Here is a 14,351-nt window from a genome sequence, read left to right as displayed (position 1 = left end):
AAACCTCAACCATGTTTAACCAACTTGATGAATACAATAGTCAGCTATTTGAACTATGTCCTGTTGGGCTAGCACTATGCCGAACAGATGGAACACTAATTAACATCAACCCCGCCTATGCTGCCATTTTGGGGCGTACTGTTCCAGAAACCCTAAATCTCACCTACTGGCAGATTACCCCAGAAAAATATGCTGCTACAGAGCAATCTAGCCTAGAAGACTTGGAACGAACTGGTCGCTATGGGCCTTATGAGAAGGAGTACATTCACAAAGGCGGGCATCTGGTTCCAGTAAGGTTATCTGGACTGATGATTGAGAAGGATGGGGAGCAATTAATCTGGTCTAGTGTGGAGGAGATCAGCGACCTTCGACGCGTTCAGCAGGAACGCCAACATCATGAACAAATCCTGAAACAGAGCGAAGCCCGATACCGCTCTTTGGTAACTGCTAATACACAAATTGTCTGGGTAAGCACACCAGAGGGAATTTGCTTTGAACTGGCAAGCTGGATAGCTTATACAGGTCAAAGTCTAGCTGAAGCAGAAAATGGGGGCTGGATTGATGCCGTTCATCCTGACGATCGCGCCTACACCGGAGAAGTCTGGAGTGCTGCCGTGACAAATCTGAGTATGTATCAAATTGAATACCGGATTCGTGGCAAGGATGGCAATTATCGCTACTTTTGGGTCTGGGGTGCCCCCGTCATCGAAGATGATGGTAGCGTCCGAGAGTGGATTGGCACCTGCACTGATATTCATGATCGCAAGCTGGCAGAAGCCGAAAATCAGCGTCTTAAAGAACGATATCGCTCGTTAGTAACTGCTACTTCACAGATCATCTGGGGAGCTACCCCAGAAGGACTGGGAATAAGCAGTGAAATGCTTACCTGGATGGCCTATACGGGGCAGAGTGAAGCTGAAGTTGAGGGTTGGGGTTGGATTGATCCAATTCACCCCGATGACCATGCTAGCTCCACAGAAGCTTGGAATGCTGCTGTGGCAAACCGAGGTATCTACCAAACCGAATATCGGCTGCGTGGCAAGGACGGCAAATACCGCTACTTCTCTGTCTGTGGTGCCCCGGTCTTGGAAGAAGACGGCAGCATTCGGGAATGGATTGGCACGTGTGCTGATATTCACGATCGCAAGCAGGCAGAAGCTGAAAATCAACGTTTATTGGATATGTTGAATCATTCCAGCGATGCCATCATCGTCCGCAACATGAGCGACAAAATCTCTCACTGGAATCAGGGTGCCGAAAGACTCTACGGTTGGACGCGTGAAGAAGTGAAAGGCCAATGCATTCAGGCTTTTATCAAAAAAACCTTTCCAAAACCAAAGGAAGAAATTGTAGCAGAGTTATTAGAGCAAGGTAATTGGGAAGGAGAAGTGCAACACCTTACCCATGATGGCAAACTGATTACCGTCCAGAGCCGATGGACGTTGCAACGGGACATCGACCGTCAGCCTTGCGCGGTGCTGGAAATTAATACTGATATCACTGCCCGCAAACAAGCAGAAATCGCTCTGCGGCAACTGAATCAAGAACTAGAAGCCAGAGTTGTCGAGCGGACGGCTGCTTTGCAAAATACCTTAGCAGAAGCGCAGGGATTAAATGCCATTTTAGATAACTTAGCTGATGGTTTGTTAGTGGCAGACACCACAGGACAAATCACCCACTTCAATTCTGCCTTTCTAGCTATGTATGAATTGACAGCTAACGCCCTCAACGGTCACTACCGAGAACTGCCGATATCTGGTTTAGCAGACCTGGTTGCACGAACTCAGTCCCATCCCGGTGAGGTATTCTCTGCCGAAGTTGCATTGACCAAAGAACGCATTGGTCAAGCAGTGGCAACCGCCATTTTCAAAAAGACGGCAAATTCAGAACCCTCTGCCTGCTTCGGTTCAGCATTGCTGATTCGGGATGTGACAGCAGAAAAGGAAATCGACCAGATGAAGACCGATTTCATCTCAACAGTTTCTCATGAGCTGCGAACGCCACTGACTTCTGTCCTTGGTTTTGCGTCCATCATTCAAGAAAAGCTGGAAACCGATGTGTTCCCAATGATTTCTACCGAAGACCGCAAACTTCAGAAAACGATTAAGCGGGTGGCTGACAATCTCAACATTATTGTGTCAGAAGCAGAACGGCTTACATCTTTGATTAACGATGTCCTGGATATCGCTAAGATGGAAGCAGGTAAAGTGGAATGGCAGATGCAGCCGATTGATCCCAGCGAATTACTGGATTGGGCAACCAATTCTACCGCTGGGTTATTTGAAACCAATGGCTTGCAGTTGGTCAGCGAGATGGAACCTGGACTGCCTCAGATAGTAGGCGATCGCAATCGTTTGCTGCAAGTTTTAATCAACCTGATTTCCAATGCTGTTAAGTTTACCGAATCTGGTTGTGTCACCTGCCGCGTCAAACAAGAAAACGACGGTGTTTGCATCAGCGTCATTGATACAGGCATTGGGATTGCGCCTGAAGACCAGCCGAAAGTATTCGAGAAATTCCGCCAAGTTGGCGACACCCTCACCGACAAACCCAAAGGCACAGGGTTAGGACTGCCCATTTGTAAACAAATCGTCGATCATCATGGCGGTAGAATCTGGGTTGAGAGTGAACCAGGTAACGGCAGCATATTCTCGTTTATCATTCCCACCTACGCCAGCGATCAAAAAAATACTGCTAATCTGAATTTGGATACGCTAGTCAAACAACTCAAAGAACACGTCATCACCAAAAATGCTGTGCTGAACCAAAACCGTAAAACCATTTTGGTTGTAGATGATGACGCTAACATTCGGGAATTGCTCCGTCAACAACTGGAAAACGAAGGCTACAACGTTCGCGAAGCAAAGGACGGCATGGATGCAATTCATCAAATCAAAACAGCCCGTCCCGATCTGATTCTCTTGGACGTGATGATGCCCCAAATCAACGGCTTCGATGTGGCAGCTGTTCTCAAAAACGATCCTCAAACCGCAGATATTCCAATTATTATTCTGTCAATTATTGAAAACAAAGAACGAGGCTACCATATTGGCATTGATCGCTATCTTACCAAGCCCATTGACACAGAAAAACTCCTCAACGAAATTGGCTCACTCCTTTACCAAGGCACTTCTAGTAAAAAGGTATTGGTTGTAGATAAAAATGCATCAGCTTTAAAAACCCTATCAGATGTACTGCAAACTCAGGGATACAGCGTGATTGAAGCCTCCGATCCCCAAGAATGCATTTATAAAGCCCTGTCAGCCAAACCTGACATGATCATCATCGATTCTATCTTCTCTCAAGAAGCCGATTTGGTGAAAACCCTACGCTTTGAGAAGGAGTTGGAAAATGTATTTTTTATTATGCTGTCTGAATAGTAATTGCTAGGGAATGGGGATTGGAGACTGGGGACTGGGAAGGAATTATTCTAATCCTCAATCTTTAATTTTCAATGCCCAATACTTCAGCTTACCTCGGCTTCGCTCGGCACAAGTCGCTCAGTACAAGTGCCCAATGTCCAATGACCAATCTCCAATCCCTATGACCCAGAAAATTCTAATTGTTGACGATGAACCTAATATCTTGATTTTGATGGAACAAGCCTTAGAAGCATTAGAAGATGAGGGTGTTGAACTTCTAACTGCTAGAAATGGAGAAGAAGCTCTCGAAACTATTAAAACTGAAAAACCAAATCTAGTTTTTCTTGATGTGATGATGCCTAAAATGAATGGTCTGCAAGTCTGCCACATTGTTAAACACGACCTGCAAATGACTGATATCTATATTGTGATATTAACAGCTAAAGGACAGGAATTTGATAAACAAAAAGGAATTGAAGTTGGTGCAGACTTATATTTAACTAAACCATTTCGCCCCAAAGAAGTACTTGAAAAATCAATGCAGGTGTTAGGTTTTTGAGGAAAGCTATGAAGACTTTTAGTTGGCTCAAATTCAGAATTATAGAACAAGAGGAGGGGGAGATAAAGCGAATCATCCTCCTATCCCTTTGTTATCTTCCTTGACGCTAGGTCTGCCCTGCAATCAATACAACTCTAAAATTTCTAATTCTGGTGAGAGTGGAAAGCCAAATTTTTCATGATAATGAGGAAACTTGAGTAAGAATAGGCATAAAGGTTTATTTTGATAAAAAGCTTTTAGCTTAAATATGCGAACTTCAAAACCTTCCTTTTCTGCTTCTTGTGATTCAGAAAAGCTTCCAGGAAAAATTTCATCGAAATGAATTTCAAATTTCCTGGCAGCTTCCAAAAAAGGCTTGCCAATCAATCTAGCAGCATTGTCATAGGCAGGGTTAGGTATTACTCTCCTATACTGGCTTTCATCGAATCCAGCTCTGAAAATAAATTCAAAAAAACCACTAAATATATTGAGGTTTTCACTTGTATTAAAATTTTGCCAACCTTGAACTAAACTATCTTGGAGTTCTTGAAAAAGATTAATTACAAATTCATTTTTTATAGAATTGATTTCTATAGTATTCATTTCCATTTTGACCTTTTATTAAATTGTTATTTATTTACAAAAAAATTGCTTAACTTCAATATTTATAAAGCACATAAATCAAAACAATCTTACAATCTCAAGCAAAAATATTTCAGGCATTGATCTAAACATAAATATAGGATTTTAAAAATTCCTCTATTCCAGCACCTCTTAGTAATGAAGTGCCATCAGTAGATTTCAAATTCGCGGATAATATAATCCTTTAAACTCGCTAAATTTTATTTATAACCTGTAAAGTTTATAAAATACTAAGTCGGAATACTTATGTGCTTATAATGCCATGATAAAATAATATAAGTCAACAATATTAGTCATAAATTAAAAAATTACTCAATATTATATTGATAAGTTTATATTTACTTAAAATTTATATCTAGAAACGCAATTTTACGCTAAAAATACGGACAACATAGATCGCAGTGTAAGATAAGTTAATAAAAACGGACTCAAACTCACTCAATTGAGTCTGTTTGAACTGATTCTTGCACCAGTCCCAACAACTGCCTTAGAATGAATTCCGAGGCCAATAGCTCAAGTCTTCTAAAAAAGACCGAACAAGGGCTTGATTCCATGCTTAGTAGAATTGAGCTACAAGAAAGAGAAATTTATTTCTGGGTGGGCGATCGTCCTAATCAAGAATGCTGCAAGATATCTATCAGTTTGAACGGACTTAGGCTATGAGCCTGAAACTTAAGCCTCAAGTTCCATATAGCGATGTCTACAACGGGCTATGACACTCGTTCGCGCAGCGTGCCTTCGGCAAGACTCGCTCTAAGCGAAGCCATGCCGTTGGTGAAGCCTCTCGAAGAGAAGGCTTTACGCAACTCTTGGAGACGTACTCGCATTCGCTATCGGCGTCGCTCGTTTGTATGCAATACACTCTATCTCTCCCCTGCTTGTTCAATCAGAAGGTCATTCTGGGAAACCTTAATTTGTGAGAGCAAGAGGCTTTTGCCAGAAGGAACTAGAATTAGGAAACACCTAGCTGGGTTCTTCTGACTTTTGAAATTAGGAGTGCATGTGTGCCAAAATCCCCTAAATATTTGCTGATTGGATCAACCGAGAATTACAGCGGTAAATCTGCAACTGTTCTGGGTTTGTCTCATCAGTTACAGCAAAAAGGTCTGGATATTACCTACGGTAAACCACTCGGTACGTCTTTCAATTCGTCTAGTGGAACTGTAATTGAGGAAGATGTCCAGTTCATCGCTCTTAGCCTCAATTTGCCGGAAAACCGTGTTGCACCTACAATGCTGGCTTTGGATGAACCAAATGTGCAAAAGCGCTTGCAGGGGGAAGACAAAACCGATTATCAGCAGTCTCTAATACAGCAATATTTACATAAGTCTCAAGGAGATTTGGTGTTATTGGAGGGGCCTGGTGATTTGTCTGAAGGCAATTTGTTTGACTTGTCTTTACTGCAAATGGCTGAAGTATTGGATGCTGGTGTGCTGTTAGTAGCCCGCTATAAATCGTTGCTTTCGGTTGAGGCGCTATTGGCTGCAAAACAGCGTGTGGGCGATCGCTTGATTGGAGTTGTCATCAATGATATTCCTGTCACCCAACTAGAAGCAGTTGACACTCTGTTGCGCCCATTTTTGGAACAGCAGGAGATTCCAGTGCTAGCAATGCTGCCGAATAGCGATTTGCTCCGCAGCGTCAGTGTTGGCGAACTAGTCAAGCAGTTAAAGGCTGATGTTCTCTGTCGCAACGATCGCATGGATTTGTTAGTAGAAAGTCTGGCAATTGGAGCGATGAATGTCAATTCAGCTGTGAAATATTTCCGCAAACGCCAGAATATGGCAGTGGTGACAGGAGGTGATCGGGTGGAAATTCAGCAAGCGGCTTTGGAAACTTCTACCCAATGTTTAATTCTCACTGGGCAACTACCACCCCCACCGTTCATTCTCAGTCGCGCTGAAGAACTAGAAATCCCCATTTTGTCTGTTGACTTAGACACTCTCACCACTGTAGAAATTGTTGACCGCACTTTTGGTCAAGTCCGTGTCCACGAGCCGATTAAGGTTCTGTATATTCGCCAGTTGATGTCCCAGCATTTTGACATTGACCGCTTGTTATCCAAATTAGATTTAACTCCCACAGCGGCATTGTCTTAGATTTATCAACTCAAACTATTAAGAGCATCAATGCTCAGGTATCAGTTAGGAGGCTGTATTGCTGGTGATGGTACAGCTGGTTCGCCGTCACCTCCCAGGCGACGGCGTGCTGTTTCCTTGTGCCCCATAGCCGGGACATGCTTCGTTGCAGCAGCTAATCCAAAGACAGGCATATTTCCGTAAACCGCCTCATATCTTCCCAGTTCAATTAAATAGGTTTCATGCCAAATGCCGACACTGCCATCAGCACCAATGGCTTGATTAAACCTTTGCCAAGCTTTTAAATGTGCATCGGCTGGATTTCTAGCAAAACGCTCCAAATCCTCGAACGATCGCCAATACTGAATCAGTCCCACTCCTCGCCAGTAAACAAAAGTTTCTCCCCCTAAAAACCCTTTTTCAGGATTCTGATTAAGGCTTTGTAGCATAGGTGACATTGCCCTGGCTGTGGGAATCCATTTGGAAAAAGCGAATAATTTATTAATTCGCATCCCAATCAGAAACACAACAAAAGGTTCATCAATCTCGGCTGTAAATCGTCCTGGTATTACTTGAGGCATCTCTCACTCCTTGTTGGTTAAATTAATATGCAACTAATTGCATGTTAATTATCCTTATGCAATTAGTTGCATAAGTCAAGTAGTGAATTAAAAATTATGGCATTAGCGCACGCAATATTAGCGGCTCTGGTTGAGGCATCCTGTAGTGGATATGATTTAGCAAAAAGGTTTGATGGCTCTGTAGGCTTTTTCTGGTCAGCAAGTCACCAGCAGATTTATCGGGAGTTGTCGAAGCTAGAAGATCAAGGATGGATCAGTTCCGAGTCGATTCTTCAAGCCGGACGGCCAGATAAAAGGCTCTACAGCGTTACAGACTTGGGAGGACAGCACCTCAAAGAGTGGATTGCTCAACCCTGTGAACCCACACCGATTAAAGATGATTTACTAGTTAAAATTTTTGCTGGTCATATTGTTTCTAAGCAAATTATCTTGGCAGAGCTAGAACATCACCAAAAAGCCCATGAAAAAAAATTGTCTACGTATAAAGAGTTAGAACAGCGTTATTTTCAAAATCCGCAAGAACTGCCAGAACCAGGCAAATTTCAGTATTTAACTCTTCTAAATGGCATTAGTTATGAAACACATTGGCTAGCTTGGTGTAACCAAGTAATAGAGTTACTGAACCAAAGAATCGAAAATTAGTCGTAATGTCTAACTTAAGTTTTCCTCGCATCTACACGCTGTTTGGTAAAATATCTGGGTCGTTTAGTCTGATTATCTCCATCTTTGAGCCAATCAACAGACCTTATTAACCTCGATACATTAGCCCAAGAACTAGCGACAATCCAGCAAACGGGTTCTAAAAGAATTGCCTTGCTGGGTTCTCGTCACGTCCCGATTACGCATCAGAATCTTATTGAAATGATGACTTATGCCCTAGTTTTATCGGGTAATCGAATCATCACTTCTGGTGCTATAGGTACAAATTCAGCTGCTATTAAGGGAGCAACCCGGGCTGATGCAAATTTGTTGACGGTGATTTTACCCCAAAGCCTGGAACGCCAGCCTTTAGAATCGCGCCAGCAACTAGAACAGGTAATGCATCTAGTCGAAAATCCCAGTAATGATAATTTATCTCTGGCGGAAGCTAGTTACTTGTGCAACAAGGAAATTGTCTCCCGTTGCCAGCAACTAATCTGCTTTGCGTTTCACGACAGTCGCACTCTGTTGCAAACTTGTCAGGATGCAGAAGAACAAAGAAAAGTGGTGACGCTTTTCTACTTTGATTAGTCATTTGTCATTTGTCTTTTGTCATTTGTATTTGACTAATGACTGATGACTGATGACTGATGACTAATAACCTACGACTAATAAGTAATGATAATTTTTTTGTACTCGATCGCTGCTGCTGCCGTTCTGATTTATGTGCCATTTTTGCTAGTAGCTTATGCCCGTGCGCGTATTGGATATGAAATGTTTTCTACTCCTCGCGCCATGTTTGATAAACTGCCACCTTATGCCCAACGGGCTACTTGGGCACATCAGAACACCTTTGAAGCCTTTATGATATTTGCCGCAGCCGCATTGATGGCTTATGTAACTGGTGTAAATTCTTTTACAGCCCAAGTGGCTGCGATCGCCTTTGTTGTGGCTCGTTTCCTATACTCAATTTTTTATATTTTGAATATACCCCTTTTGCGATCGCTCATGTTTGCTATTGGCATCCTTGGCTGTGCCACTCTCTTTTTCTTGAGCATCATCCAAGCGACTAGTTAATTGGGGCATGGGAACTGGGGAAGAGTTTTCCCAATACCCAATCCAAAATCGTTCGACTGAGCGAAGTCGAAGTCCAAAATCTAAAATCCAAAATGTTTTATGGCTTCTACTTTTTCCTTTGATATTGTGAGCGACTTTGACCGACAAGAGTTGGTTAACGCTGTCGATCAAGTTATACGAGACATCAAAGGTCGTTATGACCTCAAAGACACTCAAACTACTGTCGAGTTAATTGAAGAAAGCATTAACGTTAGTACTGACAGCGAGTTTACCTTAGATTCTGTACACACCATTCTGCGAGAAAAAGCCGCCAAGCGTAACCTCTCCCAAAAAATCTTTGATTTTGGCAAGGTTGAATCAGCCAGTGGTAATCGCGTGCGTCAAGAAATCAAACTCAAAAAAGGCATCAGTCAGGAAATCGCCAAACAAATTTCCAAATTGATTCGGGACGAATTCAAAAAAGTACAAGCTTCAATTCAAGGGGATGCTGTGAGGGTTTCTGCCAAATCTAAAGATGATTTGCAAGTTGTCATGCAGCGGCTAAAACAAGAAGACTACCCAGTTGCTTTGCAATTTACAAATTATCGTTAACAAATTCGTAATTCGTAGTTAAAAATTCAATTACGAATTACGAATTACGAATTATTTTAAGTCCGTCCGCCAATACTTCTTTGAAATGCCGGACGCTCAGATAACTGCTTCATATAGTTCAACACCGCTGGATAGGGGCCGAGGTCTAGCTTTAGTATCATGGGAATATAATTCAGAATAGACCCTACTGCCACATCAGCAATAGTGAACTTATTACCATGTAAAAAAGATTGCTTACTGAAAATTTCATTTAATGGAGTCAACAAGCGGGGCATTTCCCGTTCTCGATTCTCCTCTCCAAAAATCCCTGGACCAAGGGTAGCATTAGCAAACAACACCCATTGGGAAAATACAGCACGTTCCTCTGGTGAAAGTGGAGTTTTACTGTACTTATCGGCAAGATACAGCAAAATTGCCCCAGATTCCCAAAGCTGAAAATCCCCATCAACAATTGCTGGGACTTTACCAAATGGGTTAATTGCCAAATATGCAGGCTGGAGATGTTCACCCACCTGCATATCAAGCTTGACAAATTCGTAGGGAATTCCTAATTCCTCTAAATACCAGTGGACAATTGACGCTCGACTACGAGCGCTACCGTAAAGTTTTAGCATAATTACTTAAAGCACTTTGTGAGTGTGAGAATGCTGTTTAATATTGTCTTCTTTGGTGACAACTCTGGCGGCGTTTAACACCCGTTTCCGCTCAATGGAATATTTAAATTCAGTGTAGTTTGTACCTAATGGAATTAGAGATTTTGCAGATTCACGACGCTTGTAGGTACGCGCTGCTGCAAATGCCCGTGGTACAAATTCCTCTCCAAACTGAGCCGACTCTGGGAAGCCATCTGGCAGCAGTTGTGAATCGCCATCCAGCACAGATCCCAAAGTTGTGGCATGAGCCAGCTTATAAGAGGTAGGAATGCCCTTTAAAAGCGCTTCCAAAGCCGCAGAGGGAATCGGTTCTATAACTTCGATTTGATAAACCTCTCCATCTTCTTTGACGAAGCAGGTTGCCAAGCCGATCACAATGTAATCATCGGTTACTAAATCAGGGGCATTGGGATAGGAAATTGCAGTTGTCATCGGAAAATTTCTCAAAACTTAAAAATTGAATTTAGGGAATGAGGCACTTGTACTGAGCGACTTGTGCCGAGCGAAGCCGAGGTAAGCCGAAGTATGGGGCATTGGGGTATTAATTACTCTTCCCTTGCTTCCCCTGCTTGCTCATCCCCTGTTTAACGAACGGCTTGTTGGCATTCTACCAATTTGCTGCTCTCACTACTTGACTAGTTTTTGAGATTAACGTCTGCTATTTCGGGAATTCATCTTCAAGATCAAGTATCTATGATTAGGTTTGAGGAGCAATTGTTTATTAAGGGGTAGATTACTACTGGTGTGAGTAGTTTAAATCTCAGTCTGAAGACGGCTTTAAAGTAACCATAACTACCTTGAGAATAGACACAGTGGTAAAACCACCAGCCTTAAAAAACTAGACTTTTATTTAAAAAAGCAGGGATTTCAAGCAGGGAAAGATGAATATTCACTCATTTTTAGCTGACGATGACCAGCAAAGTAACCAATACAAGTATGTTCTAAATACTACAAATAAACTTCAAGAGCAGAGGAAAAACGATCGCAGCGAATCTACTTTCGAGGATAGCTACTTACGCTCTTTTGCTTTAAAGTTAGCTCAACAAGGAGATTTTACTGAAGCGAGCGCACTTTTAACCCAACTAATCTGCCGCCACCCCCACAATGCCGTTGATTACAACAACCGGGGGCTAATTTATTTTCAAAGTGGCGAAAGGCAAAAAGCGCTTGACGACTACAACGCTGCCCTTAAACTTAATCCCTATTTGGCTAGTGCTTATAACAATCGAGCAAATTACTACGCGGCTCGTGGAGAGTTAGCAGTAGCACTTGCCGACTACGATCGAGCGATTGATTTGAAACCTCACTATCTTCGGGCGTGGATTAACCGAGGCATTACCTGGCGTGATTTGGGGCAATACGAGGTGGCAATTGAGAATTTTGAGCTAGCACTGCTTTTCGGTCAACTAGAAGGTCATATCTGGGCTGAACGCGGCAGAACTTACCATCTTTGGGGCGACTGGAATTGTGCGATCGCTGATTATCGTCGTGCCCTTACTAAACTACCCTCTCTTGACAACAATAAGGATATTACTAGTTGTCGCTTGCGTTTACAACTCGAAAATCGGCTAGACGAGCTACTATCTCAATCAGCGTCCTAATTGGTAGATTAGTCCTTTTTGCAAATTCAAGATTCAAAAAGTAAATTCTTCATTTTGAATTTTTAATTTGGAATTTTTAATTGGAGCAAAGCGACGCTGTATCGTTAATGACTAATAGATGATAACTACATAGCTATTCAAAAATTAGCTATTAACCATTATTTATTAGCAATAATATAAATTAACACCGGGTTTATACGTAGCCTGAATCACAATAAACCTCAATAATCCCAAATTCGCCATTTGTCTTAAGGTAATGAGTCTGTTTGCTCATCTTCTCGGCGATCTTGATTCATCAACACGATCTGACGCTGGCTGGGATCAAATCGGTATCCTTGTCGTTGTCTAATAATTTTAGCTTCTTGCGGATCAAAGTTACGGCTAAATTCCGCCTGTAAACCATTGACATGTCCTTCCATCAGCTTGACTTCGGTACTCATTTCTCGCAATTTTTCTTGCTGTAACCAATGATAAGGCAAGAGTTGTGTTAAAGCAGATGTTGCAACGGCTGTAATCACAAGATTGACCGCTATTTTGGCTGTGCTTTCCAGTGCCATCACCTGGTAAGAACGTTGACGAAGATGCCGCTTTGGTCGAGAAATGACCCGGCGTTTTTGTATAGGTTGTAACGGTGCTCTAGAGGGTTGAATCGCGTTCATGATGCTAAAAGATAACCTCGCTTAGTGAAGGGAAGCACTATCAAGAGTGCTGAGTTATGAGTGCTGAGTGAAATTTCCAACTCAGCACTCAGCACTCGATACTCGGAGCTGAATTAGCACTCAGCACTCCTGAATGCTTGATTTAGCTGTCATATTACTTCATTTTTTCGAAATAGCTACAAGTGTCGCACTAGTTAAAAAATAACCTGGCTTACGTAAGTGCAAGGTTTCTAGGTACTTATGACATAAAGTCATAAAGTCTGGAAATTGCACTCCGTAATGCCAGGATTATTAGCTTTTTAACTGTGTCACATCGGAGCGTTATTTGTAAAGTTCTGTGGCTAATCGCCAAGCTAGAACTCCTGGGATCAAGGCTACAACTAGAGCGATGTAGACTTGAGTATCTGAGATGGAAGACAACTGAGCGATGTACAGAGTATCTAAAATAGGCATGCCTGAAAACCTCCTAATCTGAATAGATTTTGAACAGTTCGTTTACTACTTTTCCTTGTTTTGCGAGAATTGGGGAATATGTTGTTACAAGATGCAACAAAAGCAGTTATTAGTCAGTAGTCCTTATTTATTCTCCATTAAAAAAATTTATAAAAATTATGAATTTATATCTGGGTATCGACTTCGGCACATCTGGCGGACGCGGTGTGGTGATTGACGAGGAAGCCTCTTGTATTCAATCAGAAATGCGATATCCCTTCCATGACTCACCAAATGCCGTTACGCCAAAAATTTGGCAGGAGGCTTTGTTTGCGTTGCTGGAACAAATACCTGACCAATTACGGCGAGAAATTAAAGCGATCGCCATCAATGGGACTTCTTCCACCGTCTTACTGGTCGATGCTGCTGGCAACCCTGTAGATGCACCATTACTGTATAACGATGCGCGGGGATCATCTGTGCTAGAGCATTTGAGGAGTATCGCACCACCCAATCATACCGTGTTGAGTGCCACCTCCAGCCTAGCCAAACTTTTGTGGATGAGACAATTACCGTCTTTTAGTGAAGCTAGATATTTCCTGCATCAAGCAGATTGGCTGGCGTTTCTACTGCATGGACAGTTGGGTATTAGCGATTACCATAATGCTTTAAAGCTGGGTTATGACGTAGAAGAGTTGAAATACCCAGAATGGCTAGAAAATTTGCAAATATCGATTCAGCTACCCAAAGTTTTACCTCCTGGGACTCTGATTGCCCAATTACGTCCTGAAATTGCCGATAAGTTCGGTTTTTGCTGTGATTGTCTGGTGTGTGCAGGTACAACTGATAGTATTGCCGCTTTTCTCGCCAGTGGCGCAAAATTACCTGGTGAAGCCGTAACTTCCCTTGGTTCAACGTTGGTACTAAAGTTGTTAAGTCGTACCCGTGTAGAAGATGCCAGATATGGGATTTACAGCCATCGCTTGGGGGATTTGTGGCTGACTGGGGGTGCTTCTAATACTGGAGGTGCAGTACTAAAGCAATTTTTCATAAACGCTGAGTTAGAAAGCCTTAGCCGGGAGATTGATGCATCAAAAGCCAGTAAGTTAGATTATTACCCGTTGTTGAAGGTAGGCGATCGCTTTCCGATTAACGATCCCAATCTACCGCCGCGTTTGGAACCACGTCCAGATAATCCAGTGGAATTTTTGCATGGGTTATTAGAAAGCATTGCCCGCATAGAAGCGCGAGGGTATGAATTATTACAACAAATGGGTGCAGACAAATTGAGCCATGTTTATACTGCTGGTGGTGGCGCGGCGAATGATACTTGGACTGCAATTAGGGCGCGTAATTTGCAGGTTCCTGTAGTAGCATCAGTGTACACAGAAGCAGCTTACGGAACGGCGCTGTTGGCGATGGGAGGCGCAAGTAAGGGTGAACAAGAGTAATTGTGTAACAATCTTTTCGTAGGTATTTCGTAAATCAGTATCTATCC

The 14,351-nt window shown here is 42.5% G+C and carries 16 protein-coding genes; 10 read left to right on the top strand and 6 right to left on the bottom strand.

The window, feature by feature from the left end:
* Positions 1-11: 11 nt before the first annotated feature.
* Both V7K60_RS31810 and V7K60_RS31805 read left to right on the top strand, forming a co-directional pair.
* A complete protein-coding gene (locus V7K60_RS31810; protein ID WP_334931746.1) occupies positions 12-3,380 on the top strand; it encodes a PAS domain S-box protein in 3,369 nt (1,122 codons plus the stop codon).
* A gap of 163 nt (positions 3,381-3,543) precedes the next feature.
* The gene (locus V7K60_RS31805; protein ID WP_190894307.1) at positions 3,544-3,921 is read left to right on the top strand and encodes a response regulator transcription factor; all 378 of its coding nucleotides are present in this window, start codon (positions 3,544-3,546) and stop codon (positions 3,919-3,921) included.
* 123 nt (positions 3,922-4,044) lie between these two features.
* On the opposite strand, the gene V7K60_RS31800 is transcribed toward V7K60_RS31805, so the two are convergent.
* Complete coding sequence (locus V7K60_RS31800; RefSeq protein WP_334931744.1) at positions 4,045-4,503, bottom strand: hypothetical protein; 459 nt, start codon at positions 4,501-4,503, stop codon at positions 4,045-4,047.
* A gap of 735 nt (positions 4,504-5,238) precedes the next feature.
* Here V7K60_RS31800 and V7K60_RS31795 point away from each other — a divergent pair.
* On the top strand, positions 5,239-5,523 hold the full coding sequence (locus V7K60_RS31795; protein WP_334931742.1) for a hypothetical protein: 285 nt from the start codon (positions 5,239-5,241) through the stop codon (positions 5,521-5,523).
* Positions 5,524-5,546: 23 nt separating this feature from the next.
* Positions 5,547-6,641, top strand: a complete 1,095-nt coding sequence (locus V7K60_RS31790) for a phosphotransacetylase family protein (RefSeq protein ID WP_334931740.1) — start codon at positions 5,547-5,549, stop codon at positions 6,639-6,641.
* 41 nt (positions 6,642-6,682) lie between these two features.
* Here the strand turns inward: V7K60_RS31790 and V7K60_RS31785 are convergent, their stop codons facing one another.
* On the bottom strand, positions 6,683-7,201 hold the full coding sequence (locus V7K60_RS31785) for a DUF4188 domain-containing protein (RefSeq protein WP_334931737.1): 519 nt from the start codon (positions 7,199-7,201) through the stop codon (positions 6,683-6,685).
* Between the two features lie 96 nt (positions 7,202-7,297).
* On the opposite strand from V7K60_RS31785, the gene V7K60_RS31780 reads away from it, so the two are divergent.
* From V7K60_RS31780 to V7K60_RS31765, 4 genes are all read left to right on the top strand, one after another.
* Entirely contained in the window at positions 7,298-7,843 is a 546-nt protein-coding gene (locus tag V7K60_RS31780; RefSeq protein ID WP_334931736.1) for a PadR family transcriptional regulator, read from the top strand.
* 84 nt (positions 7,844-7,927) lie between these two features.
* Positions 7,928-8,431 (top strand): DNA recombination-mediator protein A, encoded by a 504-nt coding sequence (locus V7K60_RS31775; RefSeq protein WP_334931734.1) that lies wholly within the window; start codon positions 7,928-7,930, stop codon positions 8,429-8,431.
* Positions 8,432-8,518: 87 nt separating this feature from the next.
* Entirely contained in the window at positions 8,519-8,917 is a 399-nt protein-coding gene (locus V7K60_RS31770; protein ID WP_334931732.1) for an MAPEG family protein, read from the top strand.
* 99 nt (positions 8,918-9,016) lie between these two features.
* On the top strand, positions 9,017-9,508 hold the full coding sequence (locus V7K60_RS31765) for a YajQ family cyclic di-GMP-binding protein (RefSeq protein WP_334931730.1): 492 nt from the start codon (positions 9,017-9,019) through the stop codon (positions 9,506-9,508).
* Positions 9,509-9,564: 56 nt separating this feature from the next.
* Here V7K60_RS31765 and V7K60_RS31760 read toward each other — a convergent pair whose 3' ends face one another.
* On the bottom strand, positions 9,565-10,122 hold the full coding sequence (locus tag V7K60_RS31760) for a glutathione S-transferase family protein (RefSeq protein WP_334931729.1): 558 nt from the start codon (positions 10,120-10,122) through the stop codon (positions 9,565-9,567).
* 6 nt (positions 10,123-10,128) lie between these two features.
* On the bottom strand, positions 10,129-10,593 hold the full coding sequence (locus V7K60_RS31755; RefSeq protein WP_334931728.1) for a hypothetical protein: 465 nt from the start codon (positions 10,591-10,593) through the stop codon (positions 10,129-10,131).
* Positions 10,594-11,042: 449 nt separating this feature from the next.
* Here V7K60_RS31755 and V7K60_RS31750 point away from each other — a divergent pair, with 449 nt between their 5' ends.
* The gene (locus tag V7K60_RS31750; RefSeq protein WP_334931726.1) at positions 11,043-11,762 is read left to right on the top strand and encodes a tetratricopeptide repeat protein; all 720 of its coding nucleotides are present in this window, start codon (positions 11,043-11,045) and stop codon (positions 11,760-11,762) included.
* 248 nt (positions 11,763-12,010) lie between these two features.
* Here the strand turns inward: V7K60_RS31750 and V7K60_RS31745 are convergent, their stop codons facing one another.
* Together V7K60_RS31745 and psaM are read right to left on the bottom strand one after the other, a co-directional pair.
* Positions 12,011-12,421, bottom strand: coding sequence for a hypothetical protein (locus tag V7K60_RS31745; protein ID WP_334931724.1), 411 nt, complete (start codon positions 12,419-12,421; stop codon positions 12,011-12,013).
* A gap of 321 nt (positions 12,422-12,742) precedes the next feature.
* Positions 12,743-12,832 carry a photosystem I reaction center subunit XII gene (gene psaM / locus V7K60_RS31740; RefSeq protein ID WP_040630342.1) on the bottom strand — a complete coding sequence of 30 codons (90 nt, stop codon included), beginning with the start codon at positions 12,830-12,832 and terminating at the stop codon, positions 12,743-12,745.
* Positions 12,833-13,032: 200 nt separating this feature from the next.
* On the opposite strand from psaM, the gene V7K60_RS31735 reads away from it, so the two are divergent.
* On the top strand, positions 13,033-14,304 hold the full coding sequence (locus V7K60_RS31735; protein ID WP_334931722.1) for an FGGY-family carbohydrate kinase: 1,272 nt from the start codon (positions 13,033-13,035) through the stop codon (positions 14,302-14,304).
* Positions 14,305-14,351: the final 47 nt, after the last annotated feature.

It is taken from the genome of Nostoc sp., from assembly GCF_036917555.1.
GTDB lineage: Bacteria > Cyanobacteriota > Cyanobacteriia > Cyanobacteriales > Nostocaceae > Nostoc.
Note: the sequence above shows the minus strand (reverse complement) of the source record. Positions and strands in the feature narration are given on the sequence as shown.

Coding starts and splice junctions, on each gene's coding strand:
- V7K60_RS31770 (WP_334931732.1), top strand. CDS start 8,519: ATGATAATTTTTTTGTACTCGATCGCTGCTGCTGCCGTTCTGATTTAT.
- V7K60_RS31765 (WP_334931730.1), top strand. CDS start 9,017: ATGGCTTCTACTTTTTCCTTTGATATTGTGAGCGACTTTGACCGACAA.
- V7K60_RS31760 (WP_334931729.1), bottom strand. CDS start 10,122: ATGCTAAAACTTTACGGTAGCGCTCGTAGTCGAGCGTCAATTGTCCAC.
- V7K60_RS31810 (WP_334931746.1), top strand. CDS start 12: ATGTTTAACCAACTTGATGAATACAATAGTCAGCTATTTGAACTATGT.
- V7K60_RS31800 (WP_334931744.1), bottom strand. CDS start 4,503: ATGAATACTATAGAAATCAATTCTATAAAAAATGAATTTGTAATTAAT.
- V7K60_RS31750 (WP_334931726.1), top strand. CDS start 11,043: ATGAATATTCACTCATTTTTAGCTGACGATGACCAGCAAAGTAACCAA.
- V7K60_RS31755 (WP_334931728.1), bottom strand. CDS start 10,593: ATGACAACTGCAATTTCCTATCCCAATGCCCCTGATTTAGTAACCGAT.
- V7K60_RS31785 (WP_334931737.1), bottom strand. CDS start 7,201: ATGCCTCAAGTAATACCAGGACGATTTACAGCCGAGATTGATGAACCT.
- V7K60_RS31735 (WP_334931722.1), top strand. CDS start 13,033: ATGAATTTATATCTGGGTATCGACTTCGGCACATCTGGCGGACGCGGT.
- V7K60_RS31780 (WP_334931736.1), top strand. CDS start 7,298: ATGGCATTAGCGCACGCAATATTAGCGGCTCTGGTTGAGGCATCCTGT.
- V7K60_RS31795 (WP_334931742.1), top strand. CDS start 5,239: ATGTCTACAACGGGCTATGACACTCGTTCGCGCAGCGTGCCTTCGGCA.
- V7K60_RS31745 (WP_334931724.1), bottom strand. CDS start 12,421: ATGAACGCGATTCAACCCTCTAGAGCACCGTTACAACCTATACAAAAA.
- V7K60_RS31805 (WP_190894307.1), top strand. CDS start 3,544: ATGACCCAGAAAATTCTAATTGTTGACGATGAACCTAATATCTTGATT.